Source organism: Kineococcus sp. AC630, from assembly GCF_979255925.1.
Genome location: NZ_CEEDMJ010000002.1, coordinates 158,955 through 184,913 on the forward strand (window position 1 = coordinate 158,955; position 25,959 = coordinate 184,913).

Consider the following 25,959-nt stretch of genomic DNA (forward strand, 5'->3'; position numbering starts at 1 on the left):
GGTCCGGGCCGAGCACCACGGCACAGCATGGCGCATCCGGCCCGGTCCCGCCCGGTCGTCGAGCGTGCTGCCGGCACGGAACTGCCAGGTCGGACCCGCCGTGCCGCACGTGTTCGAGGAGGTTCGGCCGGAGTTCCGTCGGGTCGCCGAGTCGCGCGGCGAACCGTTCCTGGTGAGCGGTGGTGGTTCGTCGACGTACTGGGCCCTGACGCGGTGGTGTCCTCGGCAGTGGGCGCGCAGGTTCTTCGCGGCGGTCTGACCTTTCGCCCGGGAGATGGCGTGGTCCGGGTCGTAGTCGACCGCGGGCACGTGACGGCCGGGTGCGGTGCAGTACTCGTCTCGCGTGGTGGTGGAGCGTCGCACCGGATCGGTGATGGTGCAGGCCTTGGCGCCGACCGGGGCGCAGCGCCGACCAGTGCCGGTCCGAGGAGCTCGGCGCGCAGCTGCACGCCCATCGTCACGTGGCCGGTCGGGCGCCGACGTGGGAGGCCCGCTCGGTGACCGCGGCACTCGGCGCGGAGTTCGACGTCCCGATCCGGAGGGAGGTCCGGGTGCTCAGGCGGACGTCGTCCGGATTCCCGCCAGGACCGGTCGCGCGCGGAACCGTTCGAGCACCACGTCGACCCGGTCGGCGAGCACGTCCGGGACGTCGAGGATCCGCAGGTGACCGACGACACCGGCGCCGCCCCGCCACACGACCCGCCCGGACAGCGACAGTTCCACCGTGAACTCCTCGATGCGCTGACCGTGGTCGAGGTCCTCGGCGAGGTCCACCGAACGGAACCGCAGCGGGGCGGCGAAGGTCAGCGTGGTCCGGGGCCTCCCGCCGGCGTCGGAGGTCGAGACCACGGCCTCACCGGAACGGTCGGCGGCCCGGTGGGCGCGGATCAGCTCACCCAGCCCGTGCAGGGACGCCACGTCGGGGGCCGCCAGCACGCCGTCGGCGCTCGGGGGGACGTTGAGCAGGAAACCCGCGTTCCCGCCGACCGCGGCCCGCCACAGGTCGAACAGTTCCGCCGCGCCGCGTACCTGCCCGTCCTCGCTCGGGTGGTGGAACCAGCCGGGCCGGATGGAGGTGTTCACCTCGGCGGGGTACCAGACGCACTCACCGGCGTAGCCCTCCAGCGCGGCGCGGCTGCCGAGGTCGACCTCGTCGGAACGGACCGCCCGGGAGAACCCGCCGTCGTCGGCCTGCTGCGAGCGGGACGCGACCCGTTCGGCGTCGCGGAGTTCGTGGGGGACGACGCTCCACTCGTCCGGACGGGTCTGCCCGGCCTCGTTGCCGCACCAGCGGACGTCGGGGCCGCAGACGCTGATGACCGCGTCCGGTTGCAGGGCACGGATCACCCGGTGGTAGCGGTCCCAGTCGTAGAACTGCCTCCGTCCGTCCGGACCCTCGCCGTTGGCGCCGTCGAGCCAGACGCAGAACACCTCGCCGTAGCCGGTGAGCAGTTCCGTGAGCTGCGCGACGAAGTAGTCGTCGTAGTCGGTGCCCGTGCCGTACCGGGCGTCGGTGCGGTCCCACGGGGAGAGGTAGACGCCGAACGCCAGACCGTGCGCGGCGCACGCGGAGGCGACCTCGGCGACGAGATCACCACCACCCCCGCGCCACGGGCTGGCGGCGACGGAGTGGGCGGTGTGGGCGCTGGGCCACAGGCAGAACCCGTCGTGGTGCTTGGCCGTCAGGACCACCCCGCGCATCCCGGCGGCCGCCATCGTCGTGACCCAGCCGTCCGCGTCGACGTGGGCGGGGTCGAACAGCGCCGGGTCCTCGTGGCCGAGCCCCCACTCGCGGTCGGTCACGGTGTTGATGCCGAAGTGGACGAAGCCGTAGAACTCCAGTTCCTGCCAGCGCCGCTGCCGGGCGGAGGGACGGACGCCGGCGAGGTAGCGCAGGTCGAGGCTCACCGCGTCCGCCGCCGGGGTCGCAGGGAGCGGACGGCGTGGTCCTCGGGGATGTGGTGGGTCAGCGCCCGGGCGGCGCTCGCCCGGTCGTAGGTGAGTTGCGCGACCCGCACGTAGAGGCAGTCGATCACGAACAACTGGGCGTGCCGGGCCGCGAAGGGACCCTCGCGGAACGTCGTCCCGCCCGGTGCGACGGTGAGCACCACGTCGGCGGAGCGGGCCAGGGGGGAACCGGGTTCACCGGTGACGGCGATCGTGGTGGCCCCGCGCCGGGCGGCCAGGGCGGCGGGTTCCACGACCTCCCGGGTGGCACCGGACACCGAGACGGCGATGACGACGTCGGCCGGGGTGAGCAGGGCCGCGGACGTGGTCGCTGCGTGCACCTCGGTCCAGTTCCGCACGGGAACGCCGATGCCGAACAACCGCGAGTCCGTCTCCGCGGCCATCGCCGCGCTGCCGCCCACGCCGTACACGTCGACGCGGCGTGCCCGGGCCACGGCCTGCGCCGCCCGTTCCAGCGCGACCAGGTCGAGGCGGCGGGCGGTGTCCTGCAGGCTGCGGACGTCCGCGGCCGCGACGACCGCGACGACCCGTTCGAGGTCGTCGTGGGGGAGGATGTCCGGCCCGACCTCGGCCCCGCCCCAGACGGGGTCGCCGGCGCGGCGCCCCTGTTCGCGGGCCAGCAGCAGGACCAGTCCCTGGTACCCCTCGAGCCCGATGGTCTGGCAGAAGCGGGTGACCGCGGCCTGCGAGGTCCCCGCACGACGCGCGAGTTCCGCCGCGGAGCAGCGCTCGACCGCCTCGGGTTCGGCGAGCACGAAGTCGGCGACCTTGCGCAACGAGGGCGGCAGTTCCGCGTGGACGGCGAGGATGCGCTGGGCCGGGTCGGGACCGTGGGTCGACACCGTCACCTCCGGTTCTCCACTGGTTGACCGATGCACCAGCACGATCGTGCGACGGAGAGTAGCAGCGGATCCCGGTGCGGCCCGGGATCTCCCGCATCCGACGACACAGCCTGCCACGCAACACGAACGTAACCAGGATGTGACGGGAAGCCCTTGACTTCACCACCGCCGTGGATGAAACATTCATCCACCCGATGTCGACTCGCTGAATCACCGACCCAGGAGTTCCGCTGTGGCAGCCTTCCCGCAACACGTCGACGAGTTCCAGCGGGAAGTGGTGTCCCGTCTCGAGACGCTCTCCGCGCTCGCCGGTTCCGGTGGTCTCGACGCAGCGGTCGACCTGCTCAGCACCTGCATCTCCACCGGCGGGGTGGTCCAGGCCTTCGGCACCGGGCACTCCGAGGGGTTCGCCATGGAGATCGCCGGCCGGGCGGGCGGACTGATCCCGACGAACAAGGTCGCCCTGCGCGACGCGGCGCTCGTCGGGGACCACGCGATCGCCGAACTCACGGGAGAACCCCCGCTGGAACGCGACCCGAACATCGCCCGGGACGTGTTCGCGACCGTGGTCCGCGACCCCCGCGACGTCTTCGTCATCGCCTCCAACTCCGGGGTCAACGGTTCCGTCGTCGGGCTCGCCCTGCTGGCCAAGGAGCACGGCCACCCGGTGATCGCGGTCACCAGCCTGGCCCACACCAACGCCGTGGAACCCCAGCACCCCAGCGGGAAGCGCCTCGCCGAGATCGCCGACGTCGTCATCGACAACCTCGCCCCCTTCGGCGACGCGACGCTCGACTCCGTCGGGGACGTGACCGTCGGTGCGGTGTCCTCGCTCACCTCCGGCTACATCGCCCAACTGCTGACCATCGGCACCGTCGCGACCCTCACCGCCCGCGGCGAGGAGGCCCCGCTCTACGTCTCGGCCAACGTCCCCGGTGGGCACGACCGCAACCTCACCTTCGAGGCGAGGTACGGAGACCGTCTGCGCCGCAGCGCTTGAACCCATCGTCCGCAGTCCGAGAGGAAGCACCGTGAGCGAGTCCCCGTTGTTCCAGCGTCGTCGGTTCCTGGGTCTGGTCCTGGCCGGCACCCTCGTGCCCGTCGGCCTGAGCGCCTGCGCCGCCGGTGGCGGCAGCGACACCCCCGCCGACTCCGCCCCCACCGGTGAGGTCAGCGACACGAACCCCTTCGGCGTCGGCGAGGGCGCCGCCGTCGAGGCCGTCATCTTCGACGGCGGGTACGGCACGGACTACGTCAGCGCCGTGGCCGCCGCGTACGCCGACCTGCACAAGGGGGGCAAGCTCACCGTCGCACCCTCCACCCAGATCTCCCAGCAGATGCAGCCGCGCTTCGTCGGCGGCAACCCCCCGGACCTCCTCGACAACTCCGGGGCCAACGCCATCGGGCTCGCCACGATCGCGAAGCAGCTCGAGGACCTCGCCCCGCTCACGAAGGCCAAGAACACCGAGGGTGACGTCATCGCCGACACCCTCTACCCGGGGATGCTCGACGACGGCTACTACGACGGTCGCCTCGTCCAGCTGAACTACGTCCTCACGGTCTACGGGCTCTGGTACTCCAAGTCCCTCTTCGACGCGAACGGCTGGAAGGCGCCCACCACGTGGGACGACGTCCTCGCCCTGGGCGCCTCGGCGAAGACGGCGGGCAAGTACCTGTTCTGCTGGGGCAAGGAGGCCGCGTCCTACTACCTCACCCTGGCCGTCGAGTCGGCGATCAAGGAGGGTGGTGACGAGGTCCGCGTCAAGCTGGGGAACCTCGACGCCGACGCCTGGAGCCATCCCGCGGTGCAGGCGGTCTTCGCCAAGATGGAACAGGCCGTGCAGGCCGGGTACTTCCTCCCGGGTGGCGCCGGCACCCAGTTCACCGCCGCGCAGGCGCAGTGGACCCAGGGGCAGCAGGCGGTCCTGTACCCCTCGGGTTCCTGGATCGAGAACGAGATGAAGAGCCAGACCGCCGCCGACTTCCAGATGACCGGTTGTCCCGCGCCCGCGGTGTCGAGTGGCGCGGCGATGCCGGCCGAGTCCTTCCACGCCAGCGCCGGGGAACCGTTCGTCGTCCCGAGCCAGGCGAAGAACAAGGCCGGCGGCATGGAGACGCTGCGGCTGATGCTGTCGAAGGAGGGCGCCACCAACTTCGCCAAGGCCAAGCTCTCCTCGACCATCGTCAAGGGCACCGTCCCCGCGGACGCGTTCGGTTCCACGGCCCTGGCGTCCCAGGTCGCCATGCTCGACGCGGCCGGTGAGAACACCTTCACGTTCAACTTCAACGACATCTACGGCTTCACCAGCCAGAACAACGTCCTCTGGAACAGCTTCCTCTCGGGTGAGCTCGACGCCGCCGGTCTCACCAGCGGTCTGCAGAAGCAGTTCGACGACACCCGCGCGGACGACTCCGTGGTCAAGGTCAAGGTCTCGTGAGGACCCGCCGCAGGCTGACGTTCGACCGCGTCAGCCTGATGGTGGTGTTCCTCGGGATCCCCGTCGCGCTCTACCTGGCCTTCGTGCTCTACCCGTTCACCCAGGCCGCCTGGTACTCGCTGACCTCGTGGTCGGGGTTCACCTCGACCCAGCAGTTCATCGGTCTCGACAACTACGTGCACCTGGCGCAGGACGACCTGTTCCTCAAGGCCGTCGGCAACAGCCTCGTGCTCCTCGTGGTGGTGCCGATCGTCACCCTGGTGCTGAGCTTCGCCCTCGCCTGCCTGCTGACGTTCGGCGGCTCCTCGACCGGGGCCGTGCGGGGACTGTCGGGCTCGTCGTTCTACCGGATCGTGTCCTTCTTCCCCTACGTCGTCCCCGCGATCGTCATCGCGATCATCTGGGGGCGCGTCTACGACCCCAGCGCCGGGTTGCTGAACGGTGTCCTCACCGGACTCGGCCTCGACCACTTCGAGAAGTTCGCCTGGCTGGGCCGTTCCTCGACGGCGATGGCGGCCACCGTCGTCGTCATCGTGTGGACGTTCGTCGGCTTCTACATGGTCCTCTTCGTCGCGGCGATCCGCGGGATCCCGGCGGAGACGTTCGAGGCCGCGCGCCTCGACGGCGCGGGCCGGTTGCGCACGGCGGTGTTCATCGCCGCACCGGGGATCACCGGCGCGCTGCGCACGGCCTACGTCTACCTGGGGATCTTCGCCCTCGACGCGTTCGTGTTCCTGGCCGGGCTCAACCCCGACGGCGGTCCGGCGAACTCGACCCTGGTCATCACCCAGCAGATCTTCAGCACCGCGTTCAAGGACGGCCGATTCGGCCTGGCCTGCGCGATGGGTGTCGTCCTGGCGCTGGTGACGTTCGCCTTCACCGGTCTGGTGTTCGGCGTCGCCCGGTGGCGGGAGAAGCGCGCGTGAGCGGGGTGACGCAGCGACCGCGGGTCCAGCCGGCGCCCACGGCCCGGCCGGTCCGCGGGACGGGGCGCGGGGAGCGCGCCGTCGCCGTCAGCTCGCACACCGTGCTGGGGATCTGGTCCCTGCTCGTCCTGGTACCGCTGCTCTGGACCATCGTCTCCAGCTTCAAGACGACGAACGAGATCTTCGCGTCACCGTTCTCACTGCCGCAGCAGTGGCAGTTCCAGAACTACGTGAACGCGTGGCGGACCGCGGGCATCGGGTCCTACTTCCTGAACTCCGTCATCGTCGTCTCGAGCGCGCTGGTGCTGACCATGGTCATGGGGTCCATGTCGGCCTACGTGCTGGCCCGGTTCCAGTTCCGCGGCCGCACGCTGATCCGCTACCTCGTCGTCGCGGGTCTCACCTTCCCGGTGTTCCTCGCGGTCGTCCCGCTGTTCTTCATCCTGCGGCAGCTGGGCGTCCTCAACACCCTGCCGGGGCTGATCATCAGCTACGCCACCTACGCCTACCCGTTCACGGTGTTCTTCCTCACCAGCTTCTTCGAGGAGCTCCCCGGCGAGATCGCCGAGGCGGCCTCGATCGACGGGGCGAGCGAGTGGCGCACGTTCTTCCAGGTCATGCTCCCGATGGCCGGGCCCGGCATGGCGTCGGTCGCGATCCTGAACTTCGTCGGCCTCTGGAACCAGTACCTGCTGCCGGTGGTGCTGAACTCGGACCGGGAGAACTACGTGCTGACCCAGGGGATGGCGTCGTTCGCCTCCGCGGCCGGCTACGACGTGGACTTCGGTCAGCTGTTCGCCGGGGCGGTCATGACCATCGTGCCGGTCCTGGTCGTCTACCTCATCTTCCAGCGACGGTTGCAGGGGGCCGCGTCCGCGGGCGGGCTCAAGTGACGCGATTCCTGCTCGCGCTCGACGCCGGCGGCAGTTCGACCCGCGCCCTCGTCGCCACCCTCGACGGACGTCCCTGCGGGCGGGCCGTGGCGGGGCCGGGGAACCCCACCGCGGTGGGCGCGGCGGCGGCGTCGGCCGCGGTGCGGACCGCCGCCGCCGCGGCTCTCGCGCAGGCGGGACCCGGCGAGGTCGTGTCGGCGGTGCTGGCCGCGGCCGGCTCCGACCGCGTGCTGACCCTCGAGGACCTGCGACGGGTCCTCGACCTCCCCCCGCACGCGCGGTTCCGCCGGGCCTCGGACCTGCTCGCGATGTACTACTCTGCCGCCGTCGAGGACTCCGGGGCGGGCCTGATCGCCGGGACGGGTTCCGTCGCGGCGCGGGTCGTCGACGGGGACCTCGACCGCGTCGTCGGCGGCAACGGCTGGCTGCTGGGGGACGCCGGGTCGGGGTTCTGGATCGGGCGGCGGGTGGCCCGGGCCGTCGCCGCCGCCCTCGACGGCACCGGACCCGCGACGGAACTGCTCGGCGCGACGCTGGAGACGTTCGGGCTCGAGGACGACCGCCGCCCGCGCGAGGGGCGCCCGTACGTGCTCGGCGAACTCGTGGACCTCGTCTACGCCCAGGACCCCGTCGGCCTGGCCCGCCTGGCCCCGGTCTGCTTCGCGGCCGCTGGGGCGGGGGACCGGGTGGCGGTGGGGATCGTGTCGGGCGCGCAGGACGAACTGGCCACGCTGCTCGACGCCGTCGCCGGGCCGGGCCCCCTCGTCGTCGGCGGCAGCGTCTGGCGGTTGGGCATCGAGCGCACCGGCCGGTCGGAGGCGTTGCAGCGTGCGCTGGCCGGGCGGCAGGTCGCCGGCGCCGACGACGGGCTGCTGGGCGCCGCCGTCCTCGCGCTGCGCGAACTCGGGCACCCCCCGACGCGGTTGCGCGAGCAGCTCACGGCGCTCGCAGCAGGCTGACCGCGAGGACCGTCATGATCAGCGCCACCCCGAGGTCCAGCACCCGCCAGGCGGCGGGACGGGCGAAGAGCGGGCGCAGAAGTCTCGCGCCGTGACCCAGGACGGTGAACCACACCAGGCTCGCGAGCATCGCGCCGGCGGCGAACCACCAGCGCGCCCCGCCGTGGGTGGCGGCGACCGACCCGAGCAGGACCACGGTGTCGAGGTAGACGTGCGGGTTCAGCCAGGTGAGGGCGGCGGTCGTGGCGAGCACGGTACCGAGGCGCGCGGGTTCCCCCGCGGTGTCGGCGCGCAGGGCGCCGGGGCGCCAGGCCCGGCGCAGCGCGAAGGCGGCGTAGGCGAGGAGGAACGCCGCGCCGACCCACCGCACGACCTGGAGGACGTCGGGGGAGCGGGTGAAGAGGGCCCCGGCGCCGCCGACGCCCGCGGCGATGAGGACGACGTCGCTGGCGACGCAGACCGCGACGACCGCCCCGACGTGCTCCCCGCGGACCCCCTGCTTGATCACGAGGGTGTTCTGGGCGCCGATGGCGACGATGAGGGAGAGGCCGAAGAGGGTCCCGGCCAGGAACGTGAGCACCCTCCGACGCTAGAGAGCCGAGCCCGACGACTCCAGCTCAGGATCCTTCACCGGCATTAGCATCGCTGTTCGTGGACCTCGACCTCGGACAGCTGCGGGCGCTGGCGGCGGCCGTCGCCGAGGGCACGTTCGAAGCCGCCGCCCGTGCGCTGCACGTGACCCCCTCGGCCGTGAGTCAGCGGATCCGGGCGCTGGAGTCCTCGGCCGGCCGGGTGCTGCTCGTGCGCTCGAAACCCGTCGTCCCGACCGTGGCCGGCCGGACGGTGCTGCGCCTGGCGCGCGAGGTCGAGCTGCTCGCCGCGGACGCGGGGCGCGAACTCGGCGAGGCGTCCGGGATGCCCGTGCTGCCCGTCGCGGTCAACGCCGACTCGCTCGCGACATGGTTCCTCGCGGCCATCGCCCCGCTGGCGGGGGACTTCTGCTTCGACCTGCGCCGCGAGGACCAGGAACGCACCAGCGAACTGCTGCGCGACGGCAGCGTCGTCGCGGCCGTCACCGCGCAGGCCGAAGCGGTCGCGGGGTGCTCGGTCACCCGCCTCGGGTCCGTGCACTACCAACCCTGCGCGTCGGTGGACTTCGCCCGCCGGTGGTTCCCCGGCGGGGTCGACCGGGACGCGCTGGCGCGGGCGCCCGTGGTGGTCTTCGACCGCGACGACGACCTGCAGGACGACTGGTTGCGCGGGTTCGGGCACCCCCTCCCGCCCCGTCACCACGTCCCGGCGACGGCGGACTTCGGGGAGGCCGTCCGGCGGGGCTTCGGCTGGGGGATGCTGCTCCCGGCGCAGATCGAGGCCGTCGGGGCGGGGGAGCTCGTCGACCTCGCGCCCGGCGGTGGGGTCGACGTCGTCCTGCACTGGCAGCGGTGGAAGATCCGTTCCCCGTCGCTGGACCGGCTCGGCGACGCCGTCCTCGCCGCCTGGCGCTGATCCCGTCCCGGCCGCACGCTGTGCGGGTGAGCGAATCCTGCTGGGACTACCCCCGCCCGCCGCGCCTGGAAGTCGCGACGCGACGGGTGCGGATCCACGACCCCGAGGGTCGCCTCCTCGTCGACGTGGCTCCCGAGGAGGGGCGCGCGTGGCGGGTGCTGGAGACCTCGCACCCGCCGACGTACTACGTCGCGCGGGACGCGGTGCCCGCCGACGCGATCGCCCGCGGGGACGGCAGGTCGTGGTGCGAGTGGAAGGGGCAGGCGTCCTACGTGGACCTGCTCGCAGCGGACGGGCGGGTGCTGCGACCCCGCGCCGCCTGGACCTACCCGCGGCCGACCCCGGGTTTCGAGGCCCTGACCGACGCGCTGGCGTTCTACCCCTCCGGGGTGCGCTGCCTGCTCGACGACGAGGAGGTGCTGGCGCAGGAGGGCGACTTCTACGGCGGGTGGATCAGCTCCGAGGTGACGGGCCCCTTCAAGGGCGCGCCGGGCACCATGGGCTGGTGACCCGTTGACCAGCTGACCCGTTAGAGGTGGGTGCCCGCGACGTCCCCGCGGTGGTCGGTGGGGGCGTGGCGGAACCTCGCCGCGTCGAGTCGGCGCACGATCGGACCGGCCGTGAGGCCGTGGACGAAGACCGACAGGGCGATGGTGAAACCGACGGCGGCCCAGAGCTCCTCGCCGGGGAACTCGCCCTCCCCGAGGGCGTACGCGAGGTAGAACAACGAGCCGATGCCACGGACCCCGAAGCTCCCGATGACCCAGCGCTCGCGGGGTCCACCGGCGGTGCGGGCCAGGCTGAGGTACCCCACGACGGGGCGGATCACGACGATGAGCAGCACGCCGACCAGGGCCAGGCGCCACGTGAGGGCAGCCAGCAACCCGTCGGAGAGGGCCGCACCGAGCAGCAGCAGCAGCCACGACGTGAGCATCCGCTCAATCTGCTCGACGAACTCGTGGGCCACCTTGTGCGCCCCGTGGGCCCGCTCGGCGGAGCGGATCGTGCAGGCGGCCACGAAGACCGCGACGAAGCCGTAGCCGTGGACGAGTTCGGTGACCCCGTAGGCCAGGAAGGTCACGGCGAGCGCGGTGAACCCCTCGGCGTTGTCGGCGAGACGCAGCGACGGGAGCGGGGAGTGGAAGAACAGCCGCCCCAGGACCCAGCCGATGAGCAGACCGGAGGCCACCCCGACGACGCCGCGGAGGGCGACGTCCTCGAGGAACCAGTCGCGCAGCGCCACGACGGACAGTCCCGTGCCCGCGAGGACGACGGCGAGGTGCACGATCGGGAAGGCCGCACCGTCGTTCAGGCCGGCCTCGCTGGTCAGGGCGAAACGGACCTCGTCCTCGGTGTTGTCCTCGTCGGCGGGTTCCCCGACCTGGACGTCACTGGCGAGGACGGGGTCGGTGGGGGCGAGGGCCGCGCCCAGCAGCAGGGCCGCGGCCACCGGTAGACCGGCCAGCCACCCCGCCCACGCGACGGCCGCGATCGTCAGCGGCATCGCCACGGCGAGGAGCCGCCAGGTGGACGCCCAACGGCGCCACCCGACGGCTCGGTCGAGGGCGAGTCCCGCCCCCATCAACGAGATGATGACGACCAGCTCGGTGACGTGCTGGGTCGCCTCGCGGTGCTTCAGCGGATCGACCGACGGCAACCCCGGGACGAGGCCCAGCAGGACCCCGCCCCCGAGGAAGGCCATCGGCAGGTTGATCGGGAGCCGGTCCACCACCCGCGGCAGCAGGGCCGCGACGAGGGCACTGGCCCCCGCGAGGGTGAAGAGGACCGGCGACAGCACCTGGGTCAGCGGCGACGGCCGCGGAGCGACCCGACGATCGAGACACCCACGACAGCCACGACGACCTGGAGGATGATCTCGATCCAGTCGATGCGCGGCGTGTTGTCCACCCCGAGAGCGCGGGCCAGTGCCGTGCCGATGAAGGCCGCCACGATGCCGACGATGATGGTCAGCAGGATGGAGATGTTCTGGCGGCCGGGCATGACCAGGCGCGCGAGGACGCCGATGATCGCTCCGATGACGATGGCCGAGATGATTCCGTCGACGTGCATGTGTTCCTCCAAGATCAGTTCAGCCCACGGGATGCTGTGGGCCTGGCGCGGAAACGTTCTTCGCGTCCGCGACGCGCTGAGAACCGTGCCACGAGAGGCACGTGATCGCTCGTTGAACCTGGTGTGACACACGCAGTCACGGTTCGGTCACAGACCCCGGCGACCCCCGTCGCCCGCCCGGACCCGGGTCAGGAGAAGCGGTCGGGGTCGCCGGCGCCGACCCGGACGACCTCGGGATGTCCCTCCGACCAGTCCACGACCGTCGTCGGCAGGGTCCCGCACTCGCCGGCGTCGACCACCGCATCGACGACGTGGTCGAGTTCCTCCTTGATCGTCCAGCCGTCGGACGGGGGGTTCTCGTGACCGGGCAGCAGCAGGGTGCTGGAGAGCAGGGGTTCGCCGAGTTCCGTGAGCAGCGCCCGCACGAACCGGTGGTCCGGGATCCGGACGCCCACGGTCTTCTTCTTGGGGTGCGCGAACCGCCGGGGGACCTCCTTGGTCGCCGGCAGGATGAACGTGTACGGGTTCGGCGTCGCGGCCTTGATGGCGCGGAACTGCGCGTTGTCGAGGTGCACGAACTGCCCGAGCTGGGCGAAGTCCGAGCAGATCAGCGTGAAGTGGTGCTTGTCGTCCAGCTGCCGGATGCGGCGGATGCGGTCGGCGCCGGTGTGGCTGTCGAGGCGGCAGCCCAGCGCGTAGCAGGAGTCCGTCGGGTAGGCGATCAGGCCGTCCTCCCGCAGCACCGCCGTGAGCTGCGCGATCGACCGGGGTTGCGGGTTCTCGGGGTGGACCTCCACGAAACGCGCCATGACCCGACTCTAGAGGAGCGCGGTCCGGGTCACCGCCGCGCCGTGGTGGACACGGGCCCGCACCCACCCCCGCCTCCCGCTCGCTCAGGGAGCGGGCGTCCCAGGGGTGCGGACGGTGGCGAAGTCGAGCGTCCGTCGCAGGGCGAAACCCAGGCTCTCGTAGAGCCGGATCGCGCCGGTGTTGTGCGCGGCGGCGTGCAGGAAGGGGAGCTCGCCGCGGTCGCGGACGCCCTGGGCGACGGCCCGGACCAGCGACGTCGCCAGCCCGCGGCCGCGAGCGCTCGGATCGGTGCAGACGGCGCTGATCTCGGTCGCCCCGGTGGGGTGCAGGCGTTCGCCGGCCAGGGCCAGCAGCCGGCCGTCCTCCCGGATCCCGAGGTAGCGCCCCAGCAGCCGGGTCCGCCGCCCGAACGGGCCGGGTTGCGTGCGCGACACCAGGTCGAGCACGTCGTCGACGTCCTGGACGTCCAGTTCCACGGCGTGCGGCGAGGGTTCGGTGCGCAGCGCGTCGGTCGCCACCAGCTGCACGCCCGGGAGGCGGGCCGTCACCGCGAAACCCTCCGGCGGGGTCACGGCCAGGGCCGGGACGAGGAGCAGGACGCCCGGGCCGGCGACGTCGGCGAGGTCGTGCCAGCCCCGGGGGTCGCGCTGGTCGGCGACCCCGGAGAAGGGGGACACGTCCACCGGGAACCGCCGGCCGTCGCCCGTCCCCTCGGCGAGGTGGGCGTGGGTCGTCGCCAACGACGACCAGACGGGGTTGTCGAGGGGGTGGTGCTGCGTCACCCCGGCATCGTTCCACGCCCCCGCAGGAGGTGGGGCCGGCCGGCCAGGAGGTGGAGGCACGTCACGACCTGGGCCAGCGTGAGGACCGCCACCAGCGCGAGCAGGACGGGCGAGTGCCAGGGATCGGCCAGGGTCGTGGTGTGCCCGGCGTGCCCGCTGAGGGAGAGCACCGACGCGGAGCCGCCGGCGGGGGTCACCAGCAGGGCCGCGTGGGCCACCAGCACCACCGTGCCCGCCGCGGCGACCGGGGCCCAGGTCCGGGGGGACGGGCTGCGCCACAGGTGGCCCGCGCACGGCAGGCAGACCAGCGACATCACCAGCAGCACCCCCGCCAGGGGGAGGGAGGCTCCCGCGTGGGCGATCGCCAGCGGCACGTGCAGGACCGCCGCGACCACCCCGGTCACCGCGACCCACCGGGAGGCGCGGGCCTCCCGGTGGGTCGCGGGACGCGGACGGTTCACGAGGCGCAGCATCCCCCGCCGCCCGACCCGTGGGAGGGCTTCGCCACCGGTACGCCGAGCGCGGGGTTGCGGTCGAAGAACCCGACCGGCTTCAGGGTGAACCCCGCGTAGTCGACCGGCATGATCGGCCAGTCCTCCGGTCGGGGGAAGTGGGTCAACCCGAACGTGTGCCACAGGACCAGGTCCTGGCCGTCGAGGTCGCGGTCACCCGCGACGAACGCGGGCAACCCGGCCCCGCCCGGGTTCTGGTTCACCAGGTCCCCCGCCGGGTAGCGCTCCTCCGGGTCGTACTGCGTCACCCACAGGTGCTTCGTGCCGAACGTCGCCCGGTCGTGGACCGAACTCGTCTCGTCGGCCAGCAGCAGCGGCTGGTGCTCGGGGTGCAGGGCGTAGCCGGTGGGCTGCCCCAGCGCGTTCTTCCGCTCGGTGTTCAGCACGTGCCACACCCGACCCGCGGCGCCGTTGGCCTCGCGCTGGGCGTGGGCCTCGCTCGTCAGCCGGGTCGCCCTGCGGGCGAACGCGTTGCCGTAGGGGTTCCCCTCACCGCGGGGGACCCGCACTGCGTCGACCTCCTCGACGGCGTTCGCGAGGCCGTCGACCATCATGTCGAGCCGGGCCGAGAAGAGGTGCTGGTGGAACGGTGCGGCCAGACCGGGGGCGATCTCGGTGGAGAACTCCAGACCCTCCTCGGGGTAGGCGGCGGTGAACACGACCCCGGTGGCCTTGGCCTCGAGCTCGATGGTTCCGTCGAGGTAGAGGTACCAGTAGAACCCGTAGTCGTAGTTCCCGATGGTGGTGAAGAAGGAGATCACCAACCGGCGCTGACGACGGGTCTCGTTCATCCCGTTGAACATGTCGGAGTGCTTCCAGAGCACCCCGTAGTCCTCCTCGTGCAGGCAGATCGCGTTCTGCACGTCCTTCGGGTGACCGGTCTCGTCGGCCATCACGGCGTCGAAGTAGTGGATCTCGCCGAGGCAGTCGCAGCCCAGCGCGAGGGAGTTCACGAACCGGCCGAAGAGGTACTCGCCGGTGTCGAAGTAGTTCTGCCAGAACCGCACCGGCGACGGGTCGGCGTAGGGCACGACCATCTCCGCGATCGAGGCCCGGTACACCACGTCACGCCGGGCCTCCGGGTCCGGTCCGGTGACGTCGGCGACGGAGAGCTGGTGCAGGGTCAGACCCTCCCGCGGGTCGAAACCGACCCGGACCTTCCACCCCTGCCAGGTGATGACGTCGCCGTCGACGGAGAAGCTCGGACCCTCGGGCTGGGTGATCGAGATGGGTTTGAGGTCGGTGCGTTCCGGCTGGGCGTGCGGGGCCTCGTTCCAGTTCCCCGTCTGCTGCGGAACGGTGAACCGCTGGTGGTCCAGGACGTGCAGGACCTTCTGGGCGGAGAGGTCGACGTAGGCGACGACCCCGTCGACGGGGTGCGCCCAGGGCAGCGCCTGCGCGTCCGGCTGCTGGAACGCGAACACCCGCATGATGCGCGAGGCGCCCGGGTCGGTCGCGGGGATGTCGTCGTAGTGACCGGCCGAGAGCGGGACGGTCACGACGTCGGAGACGGTGAGCCCGCGGGCGGCGAGGGCGGCGACCCAGCGTTCGTCGGCCGCGACGATCGGGTCGATCGCCGCGAACTCCTCCTCCAGGATCGGGACGTGTCCCTGCGTCGGGCCGTCGACGGTGTGGTCGGAGAGGACCCGGTGCTCCGACAGCGAGACGCGCACGTCGCGCCCGACGCCGGTCGCGGTGTCCAGCAGCAGCGCCCGGACGGTCCGCGAGATCGGGTCGCCGGGGGAGAACGCGAGGACCTCGGCCTTCGGGGGTTCCAGCAGCCCGAGGTAGGCGAACCGCGTCGTCGGGGTCAGGGTGTCGGCCAGCAGTTCGCGGGTCGCGTCGATCTCGCCCGCGCTCAGACGGTCGAGGGGGTGGTCCGGACCCGAGGTCAGCGAGAGGTCGGTGGGGGTGTCGAGCAGGCTCATGCGTGGTCCTCCGTGGCGGACGTGGAACGGATCTGCGCGGGCACCTCGGCACCCGCGTCGAGGGCGGCTTCGAACTCGGAGACGGCCATCGGGTCGGCGCTGGGCTTGAGCAGTCCGACGAGCGGCCCCACGAGGTAGGAGGCGATCGTCAGGACGAGGAAGACGGCGCCGACGGTCCACCCGCCGACGAGCAACCCGAAGTTCGTCGCCGTGAGGTAGGCGGTGAAACCGAGACCCACGACCCCGACGGCCGGGGCGACCTTGGTGTTCCAGACGCGGGTGTCGACGCGGTTGCGCGCGAAGAACACCAGGACGGCGACGCAGGTCAGCAGCATCAGCAGGATGAACCCGAGCGTCGCGACGCCCGACATCCACGTGTAGACCTGCAGGATCGGGTCGAGGCCGGCCGCGACGAAGACCGCGACGAGGACGACCGAGGCCCCCGTCTGCAGCAGCGAGGCGACGTGCGGGGAGTGGTGGCGGTGGTGGCTGCGCCCCCACGAGCGCGGCAGGACGCCCGTGTTGGCCATGGAGAACACGTAGCGGTTGATGACGTTGTGGAAGGACAGCACGCAGGCGAAGAGGCTGGTCAGCAGCAGCGCCTGGACCACGTCACCGGCGACCCTGCCGACGTAGTCGGTCGCGGTCTGCACGACCATGCCCTCGGGGTCGCTGCCCGCCTCGGCCAGCGCCCCCTGGTCGCCCCAGGCCGAGACGATCGACCACGCGGACAGCGTGTAGAAGACCCCGATGAGGGCGAGTGAGGCGTAGGTCGCGCGGGGGATGGTCTTGTCGGGGTCACGGGCCTCGTCGCGGAAGACCGCGGTGCACTCGAAGCCGATGAACCCGGCGAGGGCGAACATCAGGCCGATGCCGGGGGCGCCGGACGCGATCCCGGACGGGGTGATCGACGCGGTCGAGAAACCCTCGTCCCCGCCGCCGGAGAGGACGACGCCCGCGTCGACCACGAGGACGATGCCGATCTCCGCGACGAGCAGGACGCCGAGGACCTTGCTGGAGAGGTCGATGTGGCGGAACCCGAGCAACCCGACGACGGCGATCGAGAGACCCGCCCACACCCACCAGGGGAGGTCGGGCCCGCCGAGGTCGTCGTGCACGACCCCACCCAGCGCCGCGCCGAGGTAGCCGTACACCGCGGCCTGGATGGTCTGGTAGGTCAGCAGGGCGAGGAACGAACCGCCGAGGCCGTGCAGCCGGCCGAGGCCGGCGCCGATGTAGGTGTAGAACGCGCCGGCGTTCGGGACGTAGCGGGTCATCGCCACGAAACCCACGGCGAAGAAGAACAGGATGACCGCGCCGATCGCGTACATCGCGGGGTACCCGGCGCCGTTGCCGATGCTGATGCCGATCGGGACGCTGCCGCCGACGACGGTCAGCGGAGCCGCCGCCGCGACGACCATGAAGACGATCGAGCCGACGCCGAGCTTCCCGCTCAGCCGACGTTCCTCGACCGGTGGCGCAACGGTGCTGTTCGTCGTGGACGCCATGACGCTCCTCAGGAGGGCCTGCGGGCGGTCGGCCGACCGCCCGCACCGATCCTCGCGGGCCCCGGTTTCCACGACGTTGCCCGCGTGTGACGAGGGGTTCCACCGATCGGGACGGGATCTCGCCCGCCGTCCCGTTCGCCGCGCACGAGGCGAAACACCCGCGCAACACCGACGAAACACGGGCCGGGCACGGTGCCCTCGTGAGGTCCTCGTGACGGTACCGGTGCTGCGTCCCACCTCCCCGGTCACCGGGTTGCGCCGCCGACGCCTCGGCCCGCTCGAGGTGCTCGCGCAGTCCGTCGCGGCCACCGCACCCGCCGCCGCGATGGCCACCTCGCCCGGGCAGGCGTTCGCCCTCGCCGGTGCCCCGCCCTCGGCCCTGGCCTACCTCGCGGCCACCGTCGTCGTGCTCCTCGTGAGTTCCTCCGTCGGGCAGTTCAGCCGGCGGATGGTCGCCCCGGGGTCGCTGTACTCCTTCACCGCCAAGGGTCTCGGCGGGACGGCGGCCACCATCGCGGGAGGCGCCCTCGTCGTGGGGTACGGGTTCCTCGTCGCCGGGGCGTTGACGGGGGCCGCGACCTCGGCCGTCGCCCTCGCGGAGAAGGTGGCGCCCGGGGTTTCCGGACCGGTTCCCGTCGTGGTCGGCATCGTGCTGCTCGGAGTTCTCGTCGCGGGTTTCTCGGTCCGGGGGGCGGGGGTCTCGGCCCGGCTGGGACTGGCCCTGGAGGTCGTCTCGATCTCGATCGTCGTCGTGGTCCTGGGGATCGCGCTCGCCGCGGCGTTCTCCCGGTACGGCGTCCCGCACCCCTCCGTCGTCCTCGACGGTGGAGGGCACCCGTTCGGTCCCGGCGGGCAGGGTCTGCTGCTGGCGGTCACGGCCTTCGTCGGTTTCGAGAGCGCCGGGTCGCTGGCCAGCGAGAGCCGTCGACCGCTCTCCGTCGTGCCCCGGGTGGTCCGCTGGACCGCGCTGACCTCCGGCCTGCTCTACGTCCTCGCCGCCGCCGCGCAGGCCGTCGTTTTCGCGGGCACCCCGGGGCTCGGCGGGGCACCGTTCCCGCTGGCCGCCGCCGTGTCCGTGCTGGCCGACCCGACGCTCGCCGCCGTCCTCGAACTCGGGATCCTCGCCTCCTTCGTCGGGTGCGCCTCCGGGTCGCTCACCGCCCTGGTGCGACTCGTGTTCACGATGGGCCGCGAAGGGGTCGTCCCCCGTGCGCTCGGCCGCACGGGACCGCGCGGGACCCCTGCCGTCGCCGTGGTCGTCGCGACGGCCCTCGCCGTGGCGGTCCCCGCAGGGGTCCTGCTGCTCGGGGTCTCCCCGGCCGACACGCTCCGGGGTCTGCTCGTCGTCGGCACCTGCGGCTACGTCGGCGGGTACGTCCTGGTCTGCCTCGCGGCACCGTTCTTCCTGCACCGCATCGGGGAACTGACCGCGCCGCCGGTGGTGGTCGCCTCGCTCGCGCTGGTCGCGGTCCTCGGGGCCTGCACGGCGTGGGCCGTGTCCGCCGGGGGCGGGTGGGTGCTCACCGCGTCCGCGCTGCTGGCCCTCGGCGTCGTGCGGGCCGTCGTGCTGCGGGCGCGGCGGCCGTCGCTGGTCGCCGGGATCGGCCTCTACGACGAGACCGTCCGGCGGGACGTGCTGTCGTGAGCGACCTCACCGGACGCCAGCCGAAGGCGATCACCTCGGCCGTGCACCTGCTCGAGGCCGTCGCCCATGCCGGACCCGGGGTCAGCGCCGCGGAACTGGCCGCGGCGACCGGGATCCCGAGGGCGACGGCCTACCGGCTGCTGAACCTCCTGGTGGCCGAGGAACTGCTCGTCCGGATGCCCGACCTCTCGGGCTTCGCCCTCGGAGCGCGGGTCGGCGCGCTCGTCGACGCGGCTGCCCCGGTCGCTCTGGTGAGCGCCGTCCGCGAGGAACTGCGTCACCTGCGCAGCGGGGTCCGGGCGGCTGTGCACCTGCTGGTCGTCCGCGGCGCCCTCGTCCGGGTGGCCGACGCCGACCCCGACGTGGGTCTGCCCGTCGGCCCCGGCGGTCCCGCCCCGGTCGGGTCGGCCGTGGCCGAGGTCCTCGCCGGCTGCGCCGAGTGCCAGTACGACGACGACCCCGTCCGCGGGCTCACGGCGCTCGCCGTCGCGGTGCGCAACCCCGAGGACGAGCTCGTCGCCGTCCTGCTCGCGACCTGCCCGACGACCGCGACGATCGGGGTCGCCGGCTACGCCCCGCGCCTGCACGGGGTCGCGAAGGCGCTCGGACCGTTGCTGGGCTGAGACCGGGGGTCAGCCGGGCAGCAAACCCATCGCCTCCACCGCCGAGCGGGCCGTCTCCAGCGAGCTGAACGCGGGGGAGTACCCGAGGAGGCGCCGGGCCTTCTCGGTGCTGGCGGAGTGGCTGCGGGACAGGTGCTCCCAGCTCGCGTCGGCGTGCTCGCCGTAGGCCCCGCGGAACTCCTCCCAGCTCACGAACCGCAGGTTCGCGCTCCGGCCCCACCACCCCGCGGCGGCCTCGGCGAAACCGCGCGCGGTCAGCGCCCGGTCGGAGACGACGTGGAAGCTCTCACCGGCGGCGGCCTCCGGGTTCGCCACGGCGAGCTCGAACCCTTGGGCCACGTCGTCGGCGTGGACGTGGTGCATGGTCTCCAGCCCGAGCCCGGGGACGAGGAGTTCCCCGCCGCTCGACAGCCGCTCCCACACGGTGGGGTCGAGGTTGCCCAGCGGGGTGATGACGGGCCACCCCGGGCCGCTGATGTGCCCGGGGTGCAGGACGGTGCTGCGCAGCCCGCCGGAACGGGTCTCCGCGAGCAGCAGTTCCTCGATCGCGTTCTTCTGCGTCCCGTACTCCCCGAACGGCTCGCGGGGGTCGTCCTCGAGCAAGGGCGAGAACGCCGCCCGGCCGTGGACCCAGATCGTGCCGCAGTGGGCCAGGAACGCGCCGGTCGGGCGCAACGCCTCGACCAGGCGGCGCGCGGAGTCCGGGGTGAAGCAGACCAGGTCGACGACGGCGTCGGGTCGCAGGTCCACGAGGTCCGCGCCGAAGGTGTCGGCCTCGCGGTCGAGGACGACCCGTTCGACCTTTTCCCACGCCGGGTCCGGGTGGTAGGGCTCACGGGTTCCGCGGGTCACCGCGCTGACGCGGTGCCCGGCCCGCACCAGGCGCGGGACGAGGTAGCTGCCGATGTGGCCGGTGGCCCCGGTGACGACGACGTGCACGGTTGCTCCTCAGGTCCAGGGGTTGACGAGCCCGGCCGCGTCGACCGTCGGGTCGATGACCTCGACGAGCGCGGCGAGCACGATCGCGACCCCGACGGCGCCGGGGTCGGGGGTTCCGAGGGCGCGTTCGCCCAGGTAGCTCGCGCGGCCCCGGCGGGGCAGCAGGTCGGCCGTCGCGGCCGCCCCCTCCACCGCGGCCCGCAGCAGGTCCGCGGCGTCACCGCTTGAGTTCGCGGCCGCGTGCAGGGTGTCCGCCATCGTCCGGTCGCCCGGCCGGGCACCACCGACGCGCTGCACGGCCTCGAGCGCGGAACGCAGCCCGGCGCGCACGGCGTCCACGCCCGAACCGTCGGTCAGCGCGGTGCGCAGGTTCTGGAAGAGCAACCCGTAGAGCGGACCGCTGGAACCCCCGACGTGGTCGAGGAACGCCTGCTCCACCGCGCGCAGCCCCGGTTGCGGTTCGTCCTCGGCCACGCGCGAGGCGAGGGCCGTGCGGGTCCCGCCGTCGAGGTTGTCGCCGAAGTCGCCGTCGCCGGTGACCTGGTCGAGGCGCGTCAGCTCGGGTTTCGCCGCGCTCACGAGACGGCCGAGCGCGGTGAGGAACGGGTCGTCGCGGACCTCGCGTCCACCGGTGTCGGCCTGCGCCGCCGCCGGGACCACGGTGCCCACGGGTTCGGTGCTGGGCAGCGCGGGGGTGGCTGTGGGGGCGGCGAGGTGCTCGACCCACCCGGGTTCCAGGGCCGTCAGGGTGATCGAGAAACCCCGCATGTCCAGGGCCGCCACGTAGGTCCCGGCCAGCGCCGCCGCCAGCGTGAGACCCCGCGCGTCCAGTCCCTGCGCCACCCGGTCCAGCACCGAGTAGACCTCCAGCCCGGTCGCGGCGCCGAGACCGTTCACCAGGACCGCGTACCCGGAGGGGGTGGCGGGGACCGCGGCGAGGAGTTCCTGCAGCATCCGGTCCACGACCTCCTCGCTGCCGGGCCGGTCGATGGTGGAGACCGCCCGTTCGCCGTGGATCCCGACCCCGTACTCCAGCTGCCCGGCGGGCAGGTCGAACGCGGGTCCGGTCCCGCCGGGAGCGGTGTGCGCCCGGGAGGCGACGGCGAGGCTGCGGGAGGCCGCGACGACGCGGCGGCCGAGGTCGGCGAGGTCGGCGAGCGACGCCCCGGAATCGGCGGCGGCGGCGAGGACCTTCTCGACGAGGACCGTCGCCCCGGTTCCCCGCCGGCCGGTCTCCGTCGACTCGCTCTCGGTCGCGAGGTCGTCGTCGACGAGGACCGTCTCGACGTCGATCCCCTCGGCGCGCAGCCGTTCCGCGGCGATGCGGAAGTTGATGACGTCCCCGGTGTAGTTCTTCACGACCAGCAGGACACCGCCCGGCAGGGCGGCCGCGCGGGCGCCGGCGAAGATCTGCTGGTTGTGCGGGGAGGCGAACACCTGACCGGGGATCGCGGCGTCCAACCCGCCCCGGCCCACGAAACCCGTGTGCAGCGGTTCGTGGCCCGAACCCCCGCCCGAGACGAGCGCCACCCGACGGGTCGGTGCGGGGTCGGCGGCGACCACGTAGGCCGGGTCGAGGCTGACCCGCACGGTGGCGCCGTGGGCGCGGGCGAAACCTGCGAGCGCCGAGGCGATCGGGTCGTCTCCGGTGCTGAACTGGTCGGGGCGGGTGCTCACGGGTTCCTCCGGTCCTCGGTCTGTTCTCCGTCGCGCAGCTGCGCAGGGAGGGCGGCGGTGGGAACCCCCTGGAAGGCCACGGGACGTTGCCACCGCTCGATCGCGGCCGTACCCACCGACGTCGACAGCGGCGCGGTCGTGGCGGGGTAGGGACCGCCGTGCTGCTGGGCGGCGGCGACGGTGACGCCGGTCGGCCAGTCGTTCCAGACCACCCGGCCGACGTGGTCGGCGAGCACCAGGGCCACCTCCGCGGCGAGCTCGTCGTCGTCCGCGGCGTGCACGGACCCCGTGAGCTGGCCGGGGAAGACGTCGAGGACCTGCAGGAGTTCTTCCGGCGAGGAGTACCCGACGACGAGGCCGGCGGGGCCGAACGCCTCGATGTCGAGGACGTGGGGGTTCTCGAGGACCTCCGCCGCGGAGGTGGTGAGGACCTCGGCCCGGACGCCCTCGGCGCTGGGTTCGCCCTGCAGGGCGGTGCCGACTCCGGGCTGGGAGCGCAGTTCGCCCGTGCTGCGGGCGAAACCCTCGACGATGGCGGGGTTGAGCATCGGGCCGGGGACCGGGAGTTCGACCGCGGTGGTGAACGCGTCGACGTCCGGGACCAGGACGACGCCGGGGTTGGTGCAGAACTGCCCGGAACCCAGGGTGAGCGAACCCGCCCACCCCTGGGCGATCGCGGTGGGCCGTTGCGCCCAGGCCGACGGGGTGACGACGACGGGGTTGACGCTGCCGAGTTCGCCGTAGAAGGGGATGGGGTCGGGCCGGGAGGTCGCGATGTCGAACAGCGCCCGCCCGCCGCGCAGCGACCCGGTGAAACCCGACGCCTTGACGCGCGGGTCGCGCAACGCCGTGACGGAGGCGTCCACCCCCTCGACGAGGGCGAAGGAACCGTCCGGGGCACCGGCCGCCCGCAGGGCCCCGACGACGAGGTCCGCCGTGCGGCGGGACAGCTCGGGGTGACCGGGGTGCGCCTTCACCACGACGGGACACCCCGCCGCGAACGCCGAGGCGGAGTCGCCGCCGAAGACGCTGAACGCGAACGGGAAGTTGCTGGCGGCGAAGACGAGGACGGGACCGATCGGCACGACCGTCCGCCGGATGTCGGGACGGGGACCCATGCCCCAGTCGGGGTCGGCGTGGTCGACGGTGGCGGGGACGAGCGAGCCGTCGCGCAGGCCGGAGGCGAAGAGCCGGGCCTGGAAGGCGGTGCGGGTCAGTTCCCCGTTCAGCCGGGGTTCGGGCAGGTGCGACTCGGCGGCCGCGAGCGCCACCAGTTCGGTGCGGGCGTCCTCCAGGGCCCGGGCGACGGCGTCGAGCGCGTCGGCGCGCCAGGCGGGGGTGGTGCGGGCCAGCGGACGTCGTGCGGCGGCGGCGGTGGCGAGCACGGTTTCGAGGTCGGCAGCTGTGGTGTCCATGGTGTCGCCATCCTGGCGCGGTCGTCGGAGCGCCGCGAACGGGGTCCGCACCCGACGCGGCCGTGACGGCACGGTCGTGGTGACCCTGCGTCGGCGCTCGTCGTGGTGACCCTGCGTCGGCGCTCGCCGTCGGGACTCTGCCCGGGGGTCGGCTCCTGGTCGCTGCTCGCGGTCCTCCTGCAGCTCACGACGACGTCGGGGGCGTCCGCGCCCCGTCCGACGCAGGTCGATCACCGCTGTGACGGGGGTCTCCCGCCCTGGTCGCGAGCGTTCCCGGCCCCGGGGCTAGGGTGCTGAGCGCCCGGTGCCGGCCGACGAAGGACGCCCGACCAGTGACCCTGGAGAGGTGCCCGTCCGGCACGTCAGTTCAACTTCCGACCGAAGACGAGGAAGACGGAGAACACTGGTGGACCTCTTCGAGTACCAGGCGCGCGACCTCTTCGCGGCGCACGGCGTACCCGTGCTGGACGGCAAGGTCGCCACCACCCCCGAGGAGGCCCGGGCGGCCGCCGAGGCGATGGGTGGCGGCACGGTCGTGGTGAAGGCGCAGGTGAAGGTCGGCGGCCGCGGCAAGGCCGGCGGCGTCAAGCTCGCCCACAGCCCCGAGGAGACGGCCGAGAAGGCCGGCGAGATCCTCGGGATGGACATCAAGGGACACACCGTCCACCAGGTGATGATCGCCGAGGGCGCGAAGATCGCCGAGGAGTTCTACTTCTCGGTGCTGCTCGACCGGTCCAACCGCACGTACCTGGCGATGGCCAGCGTCGAGGGCGGCATGGAGATCGAGCAGCTCGCGGTGGAGCGCCCCGAGGCGCTGGCCCGGGTCGCCGTCGACGCGCTGACGGGCATCGACGCCGCGAAGGCCGCCGAGATCGCGGAGGCCGCCGGGTTCCCGGAGGAGCTGCGGGAGAAGGTCGCCGACGTGTTCGTGAAGCTCTGGGCGGTCTTCACCGCCGAGGACGCCACGCTCGTCGAGGTGAACCCGCTGGTGCGCACCGAGTCCGGCGACATCGTCGCCCTCGACGGCAAGGTGACGCTGGACGAGAACGCCGACTTCCGCCACCCCGGCCACCTCGAACTGGTCGACGCCGCCGCGGCGGACCCGTTGGAGGCCAAGGCGAAGGCGCTCAACCTCAACTACGTCAAGCTCGACGGTGAGGTCGGCATCATCGGCAACGGCGCCGGGCTGGTCATGTCGACCCTCGACGTCGTCGCCTACGCGGGCGAGGAGCACGGCGGGGTGAAGCCGGCGAACTTCCTCGACATCGGCGGCGGCGCCTCCGCGCAGGTCATGGCCAACGGCCTCGACGTCATCCTCAACGACGCGCAGGTCAAGAGCGTGTTCGTCAACGTCTTCGGCGGCATCACCGCCTGCGACGAGGTCGCCAAGGGCATCGTCTCGGCGCTGGGGATCCTCGGCGACGAGGCCACCAAGCCCCTCGTCGTCCGCCTCGACGGCAACAACGTCGAGGAGGGGCGCCGCATCCTCGCGGAGGCGGCCCACCCCCTCGTGACGGTCGTGGACACGATGGACGGTGCGGCCGACAAGGCCGCCGAGCTGGCGAACGCGGGGGCCTGAACGATGTCGATCTTCATCAACTCCGACTCCAAGGTCCTCGTGCAGGGGATGACCGGGTCCGAGGGACGCAAGCACACCCAGCGGATGCTGACCTCCGGTACGCAGATCGTCGGCGGGGTGACCCCCGGCAAGGGCGGTCAGTCCGTCGAGTTCACCGGGGCGGACGGCTCGCCCGTCCAGGTCCCGGTGTTCTCCTCCGTCGGTGAGGCCCGCGAGGCCACCGGCGCCGACGTCACGGTCATCTTCGTCCCGGCGAAGTTCACCAAGGGCGCCGTGGTCGAGGCCATCGAGGCCGAGACCCCGCTCGTCGTCGTCATCACCGAGGGTGTCCCGGTGCACGACTCGGCCGAGTTCTACGCGCTCGCGGCCGCCTCGGGCACGACGCGGCTGATCGGGCCGAACTGCCCCGGCCTCATCAGCCCCGGCAAGTCGAACGTCGGCATCATCCCGGCCGACATCACCCCGCCCGGGCGCATCGGGCTGGTCTCGAAGTCGGGGACGCTGACCTACCAGATGATGTACGAGCTGCGCGACATCGGCTTCTCCTCCGCCGTCGGCATCGGGGGCGACCCGGTCATCGGGACGACGCACATCGACGCCCTCCAGGCGTTCCAGGACGACCCGGACACCGACGTCATCGTGATGATCGGTGAGATCGGTGGCGACGCCGAGGAACGCGCCGCGAAGTTCATCGAGGCCAACGTGACGAAGCCGGTCGTCGGCTACGTCGCCGGTTTCACCGCGCCCGAGGGCAAGACGATGGGCCACGCCGGCGCCATCGTCTCCGGCTCCGCGGGTACCGCCCAGGCCAAGCAGGACGCCCTCGAGGCGGCCGGGGTGAAGGTCGGGAAGACCCCGTCCGAGACCGCCAACCTGGCCCGGGAGATCTTCAAGGCCCTCTGAGGCCTCCCGCACGGACCGTCGGCTCCACGCTCCGCC

Annotated in this window: 24 protein-coding genes; 11 read left to right on the plus strand and 13 right to left on the minus strand. The window is 72.7% G+C overall.

What is annotated here, in order from left to right:
* Positions 1–555: 555 nt before the first annotated feature.
* Entirely contained in the window at positions 556–1,908 is a 1,353-nt protein-coding gene (locus tag AC0I8G_RS02710) for an alpha-L-fucosidase (protein ID WP_471728549.1), read from the minus strand.
* The gene (locus AC0I8G_RS02715) at positions 1,905–2,816 is read right to left on the minus strand and encodes a MurR/RpiR family transcriptional regulator (RefSeq protein WP_471728550.1); all 912 of its coding nucleotides are present in this window, start codon (positions 2,814–2,816) and stop codon (positions 1,905–1,907) included. Before AC0I8G_RS02715 ends, AC0I8G_RS02710 begins: the two co-directional genes overlap by 4 nt.
* A 226-nt stretch (positions 2,817–3,042) precedes the next feature.
* Here AC0I8G_RS02715 and AC0I8G_RS02720 point away from each other — a divergent pair, with 226 nt between their 5' ends.
* Genes AC0I8G_RS02720 through AC0I8G_RS02740 form a run of 5 tightly spaced genes read left to right on the plus strand, consistent with a single transcriptional unit; the run spans position 3,043 to position 8,026 of the window.
* Complete coding sequence (locus AC0I8G_RS02720; RefSeq protein WP_471728551.1) at positions 3,043–3,810, plus strand: sugar isomerase domain-containing protein; 768 nt, start codon at positions 3,043–3,045, stop codon at positions 3,808–3,810.
* 31 nt (positions 3,811–3,841) lie between these two features.
* Positions 3,842–5,248: an N-acetylglucosamine/diacetylchitobiose ABC transporter substrate-binding protein gene (gene ngcE, locus AC0I8G_RS02725; protein ID WP_471728552.1), complete on the plus strand. Its 1,407-nt coding sequence runs from the start codon at positions 3,842–3,844 to the stop codon at positions 5,246–5,248.
* Positions 5,245–6,174, plus strand: coding sequence for a carbohydrate ABC transporter permease (locus AC0I8G_RS02730; RefSeq protein WP_471728553.1), 930 nt, complete (start codon positions 5,245–5,247; stop codon positions 6,172–6,174). Before ngcE ends, AC0I8G_RS02730 begins: the two co-directional genes overlap by 4 nt.
* Positions 6,175–6,179: 5 nt before the next feature.
* Entirely contained in the window at positions 6,180–7,067 is an 888-nt protein-coding gene (locus AC0I8G_RS02735; RefSeq protein ID WP_471728707.1) for a carbohydrate ABC transporter permease, read from the plus strand.
* Positions 7,064–8,026 (plus strand): N-acetylglucosamine kinase, encoded by a 963-nt coding sequence (locus AC0I8G_RS02740; RefSeq protein ID WP_471728554.1) that lies wholly within the window; start codon positions 7,064–7,066, stop codon positions 8,024–8,026. Before AC0I8G_RS02735 ends, AC0I8G_RS02740 begins: the two co-directional genes overlap by 4 nt.
* On the opposite strand, the gene AC0I8G_RS02745 is transcribed toward AC0I8G_RS02740, so the two are convergent.
* Positions 8,004–8,606: a LysE/ArgO family amino acid transporter gene (locus AC0I8G_RS02745; RefSeq protein ID WP_471728555.1), complete on the minus strand. Its 603-nt coding sequence runs from the start codon at positions 8,604–8,606 to the stop codon at positions 8,004–8,006. The genes AC0I8G_RS02740 and AC0I8G_RS02745 overlap by 23 nt on opposite strands.
* Positions 8,607–8,677: 71 nt before the next feature.
* Here AC0I8G_RS02745 and AC0I8G_RS02750 point away from each other — a divergent pair, with 71 nt between their 5' ends.
* Together AC0I8G_RS02750 and AC0I8G_RS02755 are read left to right on the plus strand one after the other, a co-directional pair.
* Positions 8,678–9,532 (plus strand): LysR family transcriptional regulator ArgP, encoded by an 855-nt coding sequence (locus AC0I8G_RS02750; RefSeq protein WP_471728556.1) that lies wholly within the window; start codon positions 8,678–8,680, stop codon positions 9,530–9,532.
* 26 nt (positions 9,533–9,558) lie between these two features.
* Positions 9,559–10,041, plus strand: a complete 483-nt coding sequence (locus tag AC0I8G_RS02755; RefSeq protein ID WP_380259260.1) for a DUF427 domain-containing protein — start codon at positions 9,559–9,561, stop codon at positions 10,039–10,041.
* A 20-nt stretch (positions 10,042–10,061) separates the two neighbouring features.
* On the opposite strand, the gene AC0I8G_RS02760 is transcribed toward AC0I8G_RS02755, so the two are convergent.
* From AC0I8G_RS02760 to AC0I8G_RS02790, 7 genes are all read right to left on the minus strand, one after another.
* Positions 10,062–11,330 carry a cation:proton antiporter gene (locus AC0I8G_RS02760; protein WP_471728557.1) on the minus strand — a complete coding sequence of 423 codons (1,269 nt, stop codon included), beginning with the start codon at positions 11,328–11,330 and terminating at the stop codon, positions 10,062–10,064.
* A 5-nt stretch (positions 11,331–11,335) separates the two neighbouring features.
* The gene (locus AC0I8G_RS02765) at positions 11,336–11,602 is read right to left on the minus strand and encodes a GlsB/YeaQ/YmgE family stress response membrane protein (protein ID WP_471728558.1); all 267 of its coding nucleotides are present in this window, start codon (positions 11,600–11,602) and stop codon (positions 11,336–11,338) included.
* Positions 11,603–11,790: 188 nt separating this feature from the next.
* On the minus strand, positions 11,791–12,411 hold the full coding sequence (locus AC0I8G_RS02770; protein WP_471728559.1) for an L-threonylcarbamoyladenylate synthase: 621 nt from the start codon (positions 12,409–12,411) through the stop codon (positions 11,791–11,793).
* A gap of 84 nt (positions 12,412–12,495) precedes the next feature.
* Positions 12,496–13,194: a GNAT family N-acetyltransferase gene (locus AC0I8G_RS02775; protein WP_471728560.1), complete on the minus strand. Its 699-nt coding sequence runs from the start codon at positions 13,192–13,194 to the stop codon at positions 12,496–12,498.
* A complete protein-coding gene (locus AC0I8G_RS02780; RefSeq protein WP_471728561.1) occupies positions 13,191–13,655 on the minus strand; it encodes a hypothetical protein in 465 nt (154 codons plus the stop codon). The genes AC0I8G_RS02775 and AC0I8G_RS02780 overlap by 4 nt, the downstream gene beginning before the upstream one ends.
* A complete protein-coding gene (locus tag AC0I8G_RS02785) occupies positions 13,652–15,634 on the minus strand; it encodes a primary-amine oxidase (RefSeq protein ID WP_471728562.1) in 1,983 nt (660 codons plus the stop codon). Before AC0I8G_RS02785 ends, AC0I8G_RS02780 begins: the two co-directional genes overlap by 4 nt.
* Positions 15,631–17,142 (minus strand): APC family permease, encoded by a 1,512-nt coding sequence (locus AC0I8G_RS02790; protein WP_471728563.1) that lies wholly within the window; start codon positions 17,140–17,142, stop codon positions 15,631–15,633. Before AC0I8G_RS02790 ends, AC0I8G_RS02785 begins: the two co-directional genes overlap by 4 nt.
* A gap of 223 nt (positions 17,143–17,365) precedes the next feature.
* Between AC0I8G_RS02790 and AC0I8G_RS02795 the strand changes: the two genes are divergently transcribed.
* A complete protein-coding gene (locus AC0I8G_RS02795) occupies positions 17,366–18,787 on the plus strand; it encodes an APC family permease (RefSeq protein ID WP_471728564.1) in 1,422 nt (473 codons plus the stop codon).
* Complete coding sequence (locus AC0I8G_RS02800) at positions 18,784–19,410, plus strand: helix-turn-helix domain-containing protein (protein WP_471728565.1); 627 nt, start codon at positions 18,784–18,786, stop codon at positions 19,408–19,410. Before AC0I8G_RS02795 ends, AC0I8G_RS02800 begins: the two co-directional genes overlap by 4 nt.
* A gap of 9 nt (positions 19,411–19,419) precedes the next feature.
* Here the strand turns inward: AC0I8G_RS02800 and AC0I8G_RS02805 are convergent, their stop codons facing one another.
* From AC0I8G_RS02805 to AC0I8G_RS02815, 3 genes are read right to left on the minus strand one after another with little or no spacing between them, the layout of a single operon-like run.
* A complete protein-coding gene (locus tag AC0I8G_RS02805) occupies positions 19,420–20,349 on the minus strand; it encodes an NAD-dependent epimerase/dehydratase family protein (RefSeq protein WP_471728566.1) in 930 nt (309 codons plus the stop codon).
* A gap of 9 nt (positions 20,350–20,358) precedes the next feature.
* Entirely contained in the window at positions 20,359–22,026 is a 1,668-nt protein-coding gene (locus AC0I8G_RS02810) for a dihydroxyacetone kinase subunit DhaK (protein WP_471728567.1), read from the minus strand.
* Positions 22,023–23,441 carry an aldehyde dehydrogenase (NADP(+)) gene (locus AC0I8G_RS02815; protein WP_471728568.1) on the minus strand — a complete coding sequence of 473 codons (1,419 nt, stop codon included), beginning with the start codon at positions 23,439–23,441 and terminating at the stop codon, positions 22,023–22,025. Before AC0I8G_RS02815 ends, AC0I8G_RS02810 begins: the two co-directional genes overlap by 4 nt.
* 406 nt (positions 23,442–23,847) lie before the next feature.
* On the opposite strand from AC0I8G_RS02815, the gene sucC reads away from it, so the two are divergent.
* Both sucC and sucD read left to right on the plus strand, forming a co-directional pair.
* Positions 23,848–25,020 carry an ADP-forming succinate--CoA ligase subunit beta gene (gene sucC / locus AC0I8G_RS02820; RefSeq protein ID WP_471728569.1) on the plus strand — a complete coding sequence of 391 codons (1,173 nt, stop codon included), beginning with the start codon at positions 23,848–23,850 and terminating at the stop codon, positions 25,018–25,020.
* Between the two features lie 3 nt (positions 25,021–25,023).
* Positions 25,024–25,923: a succinate--CoA ligase subunit alpha gene (gene sucD / locus AC0I8G_RS02825; RefSeq protein ID WP_328294757.1), complete on the plus strand. Its 900-nt coding sequence runs from the start codon at positions 25,024–25,026 to the stop codon at positions 25,921–25,923.
* Positions 25,924–25,959 lie beyond the last annotated feature (36 nt).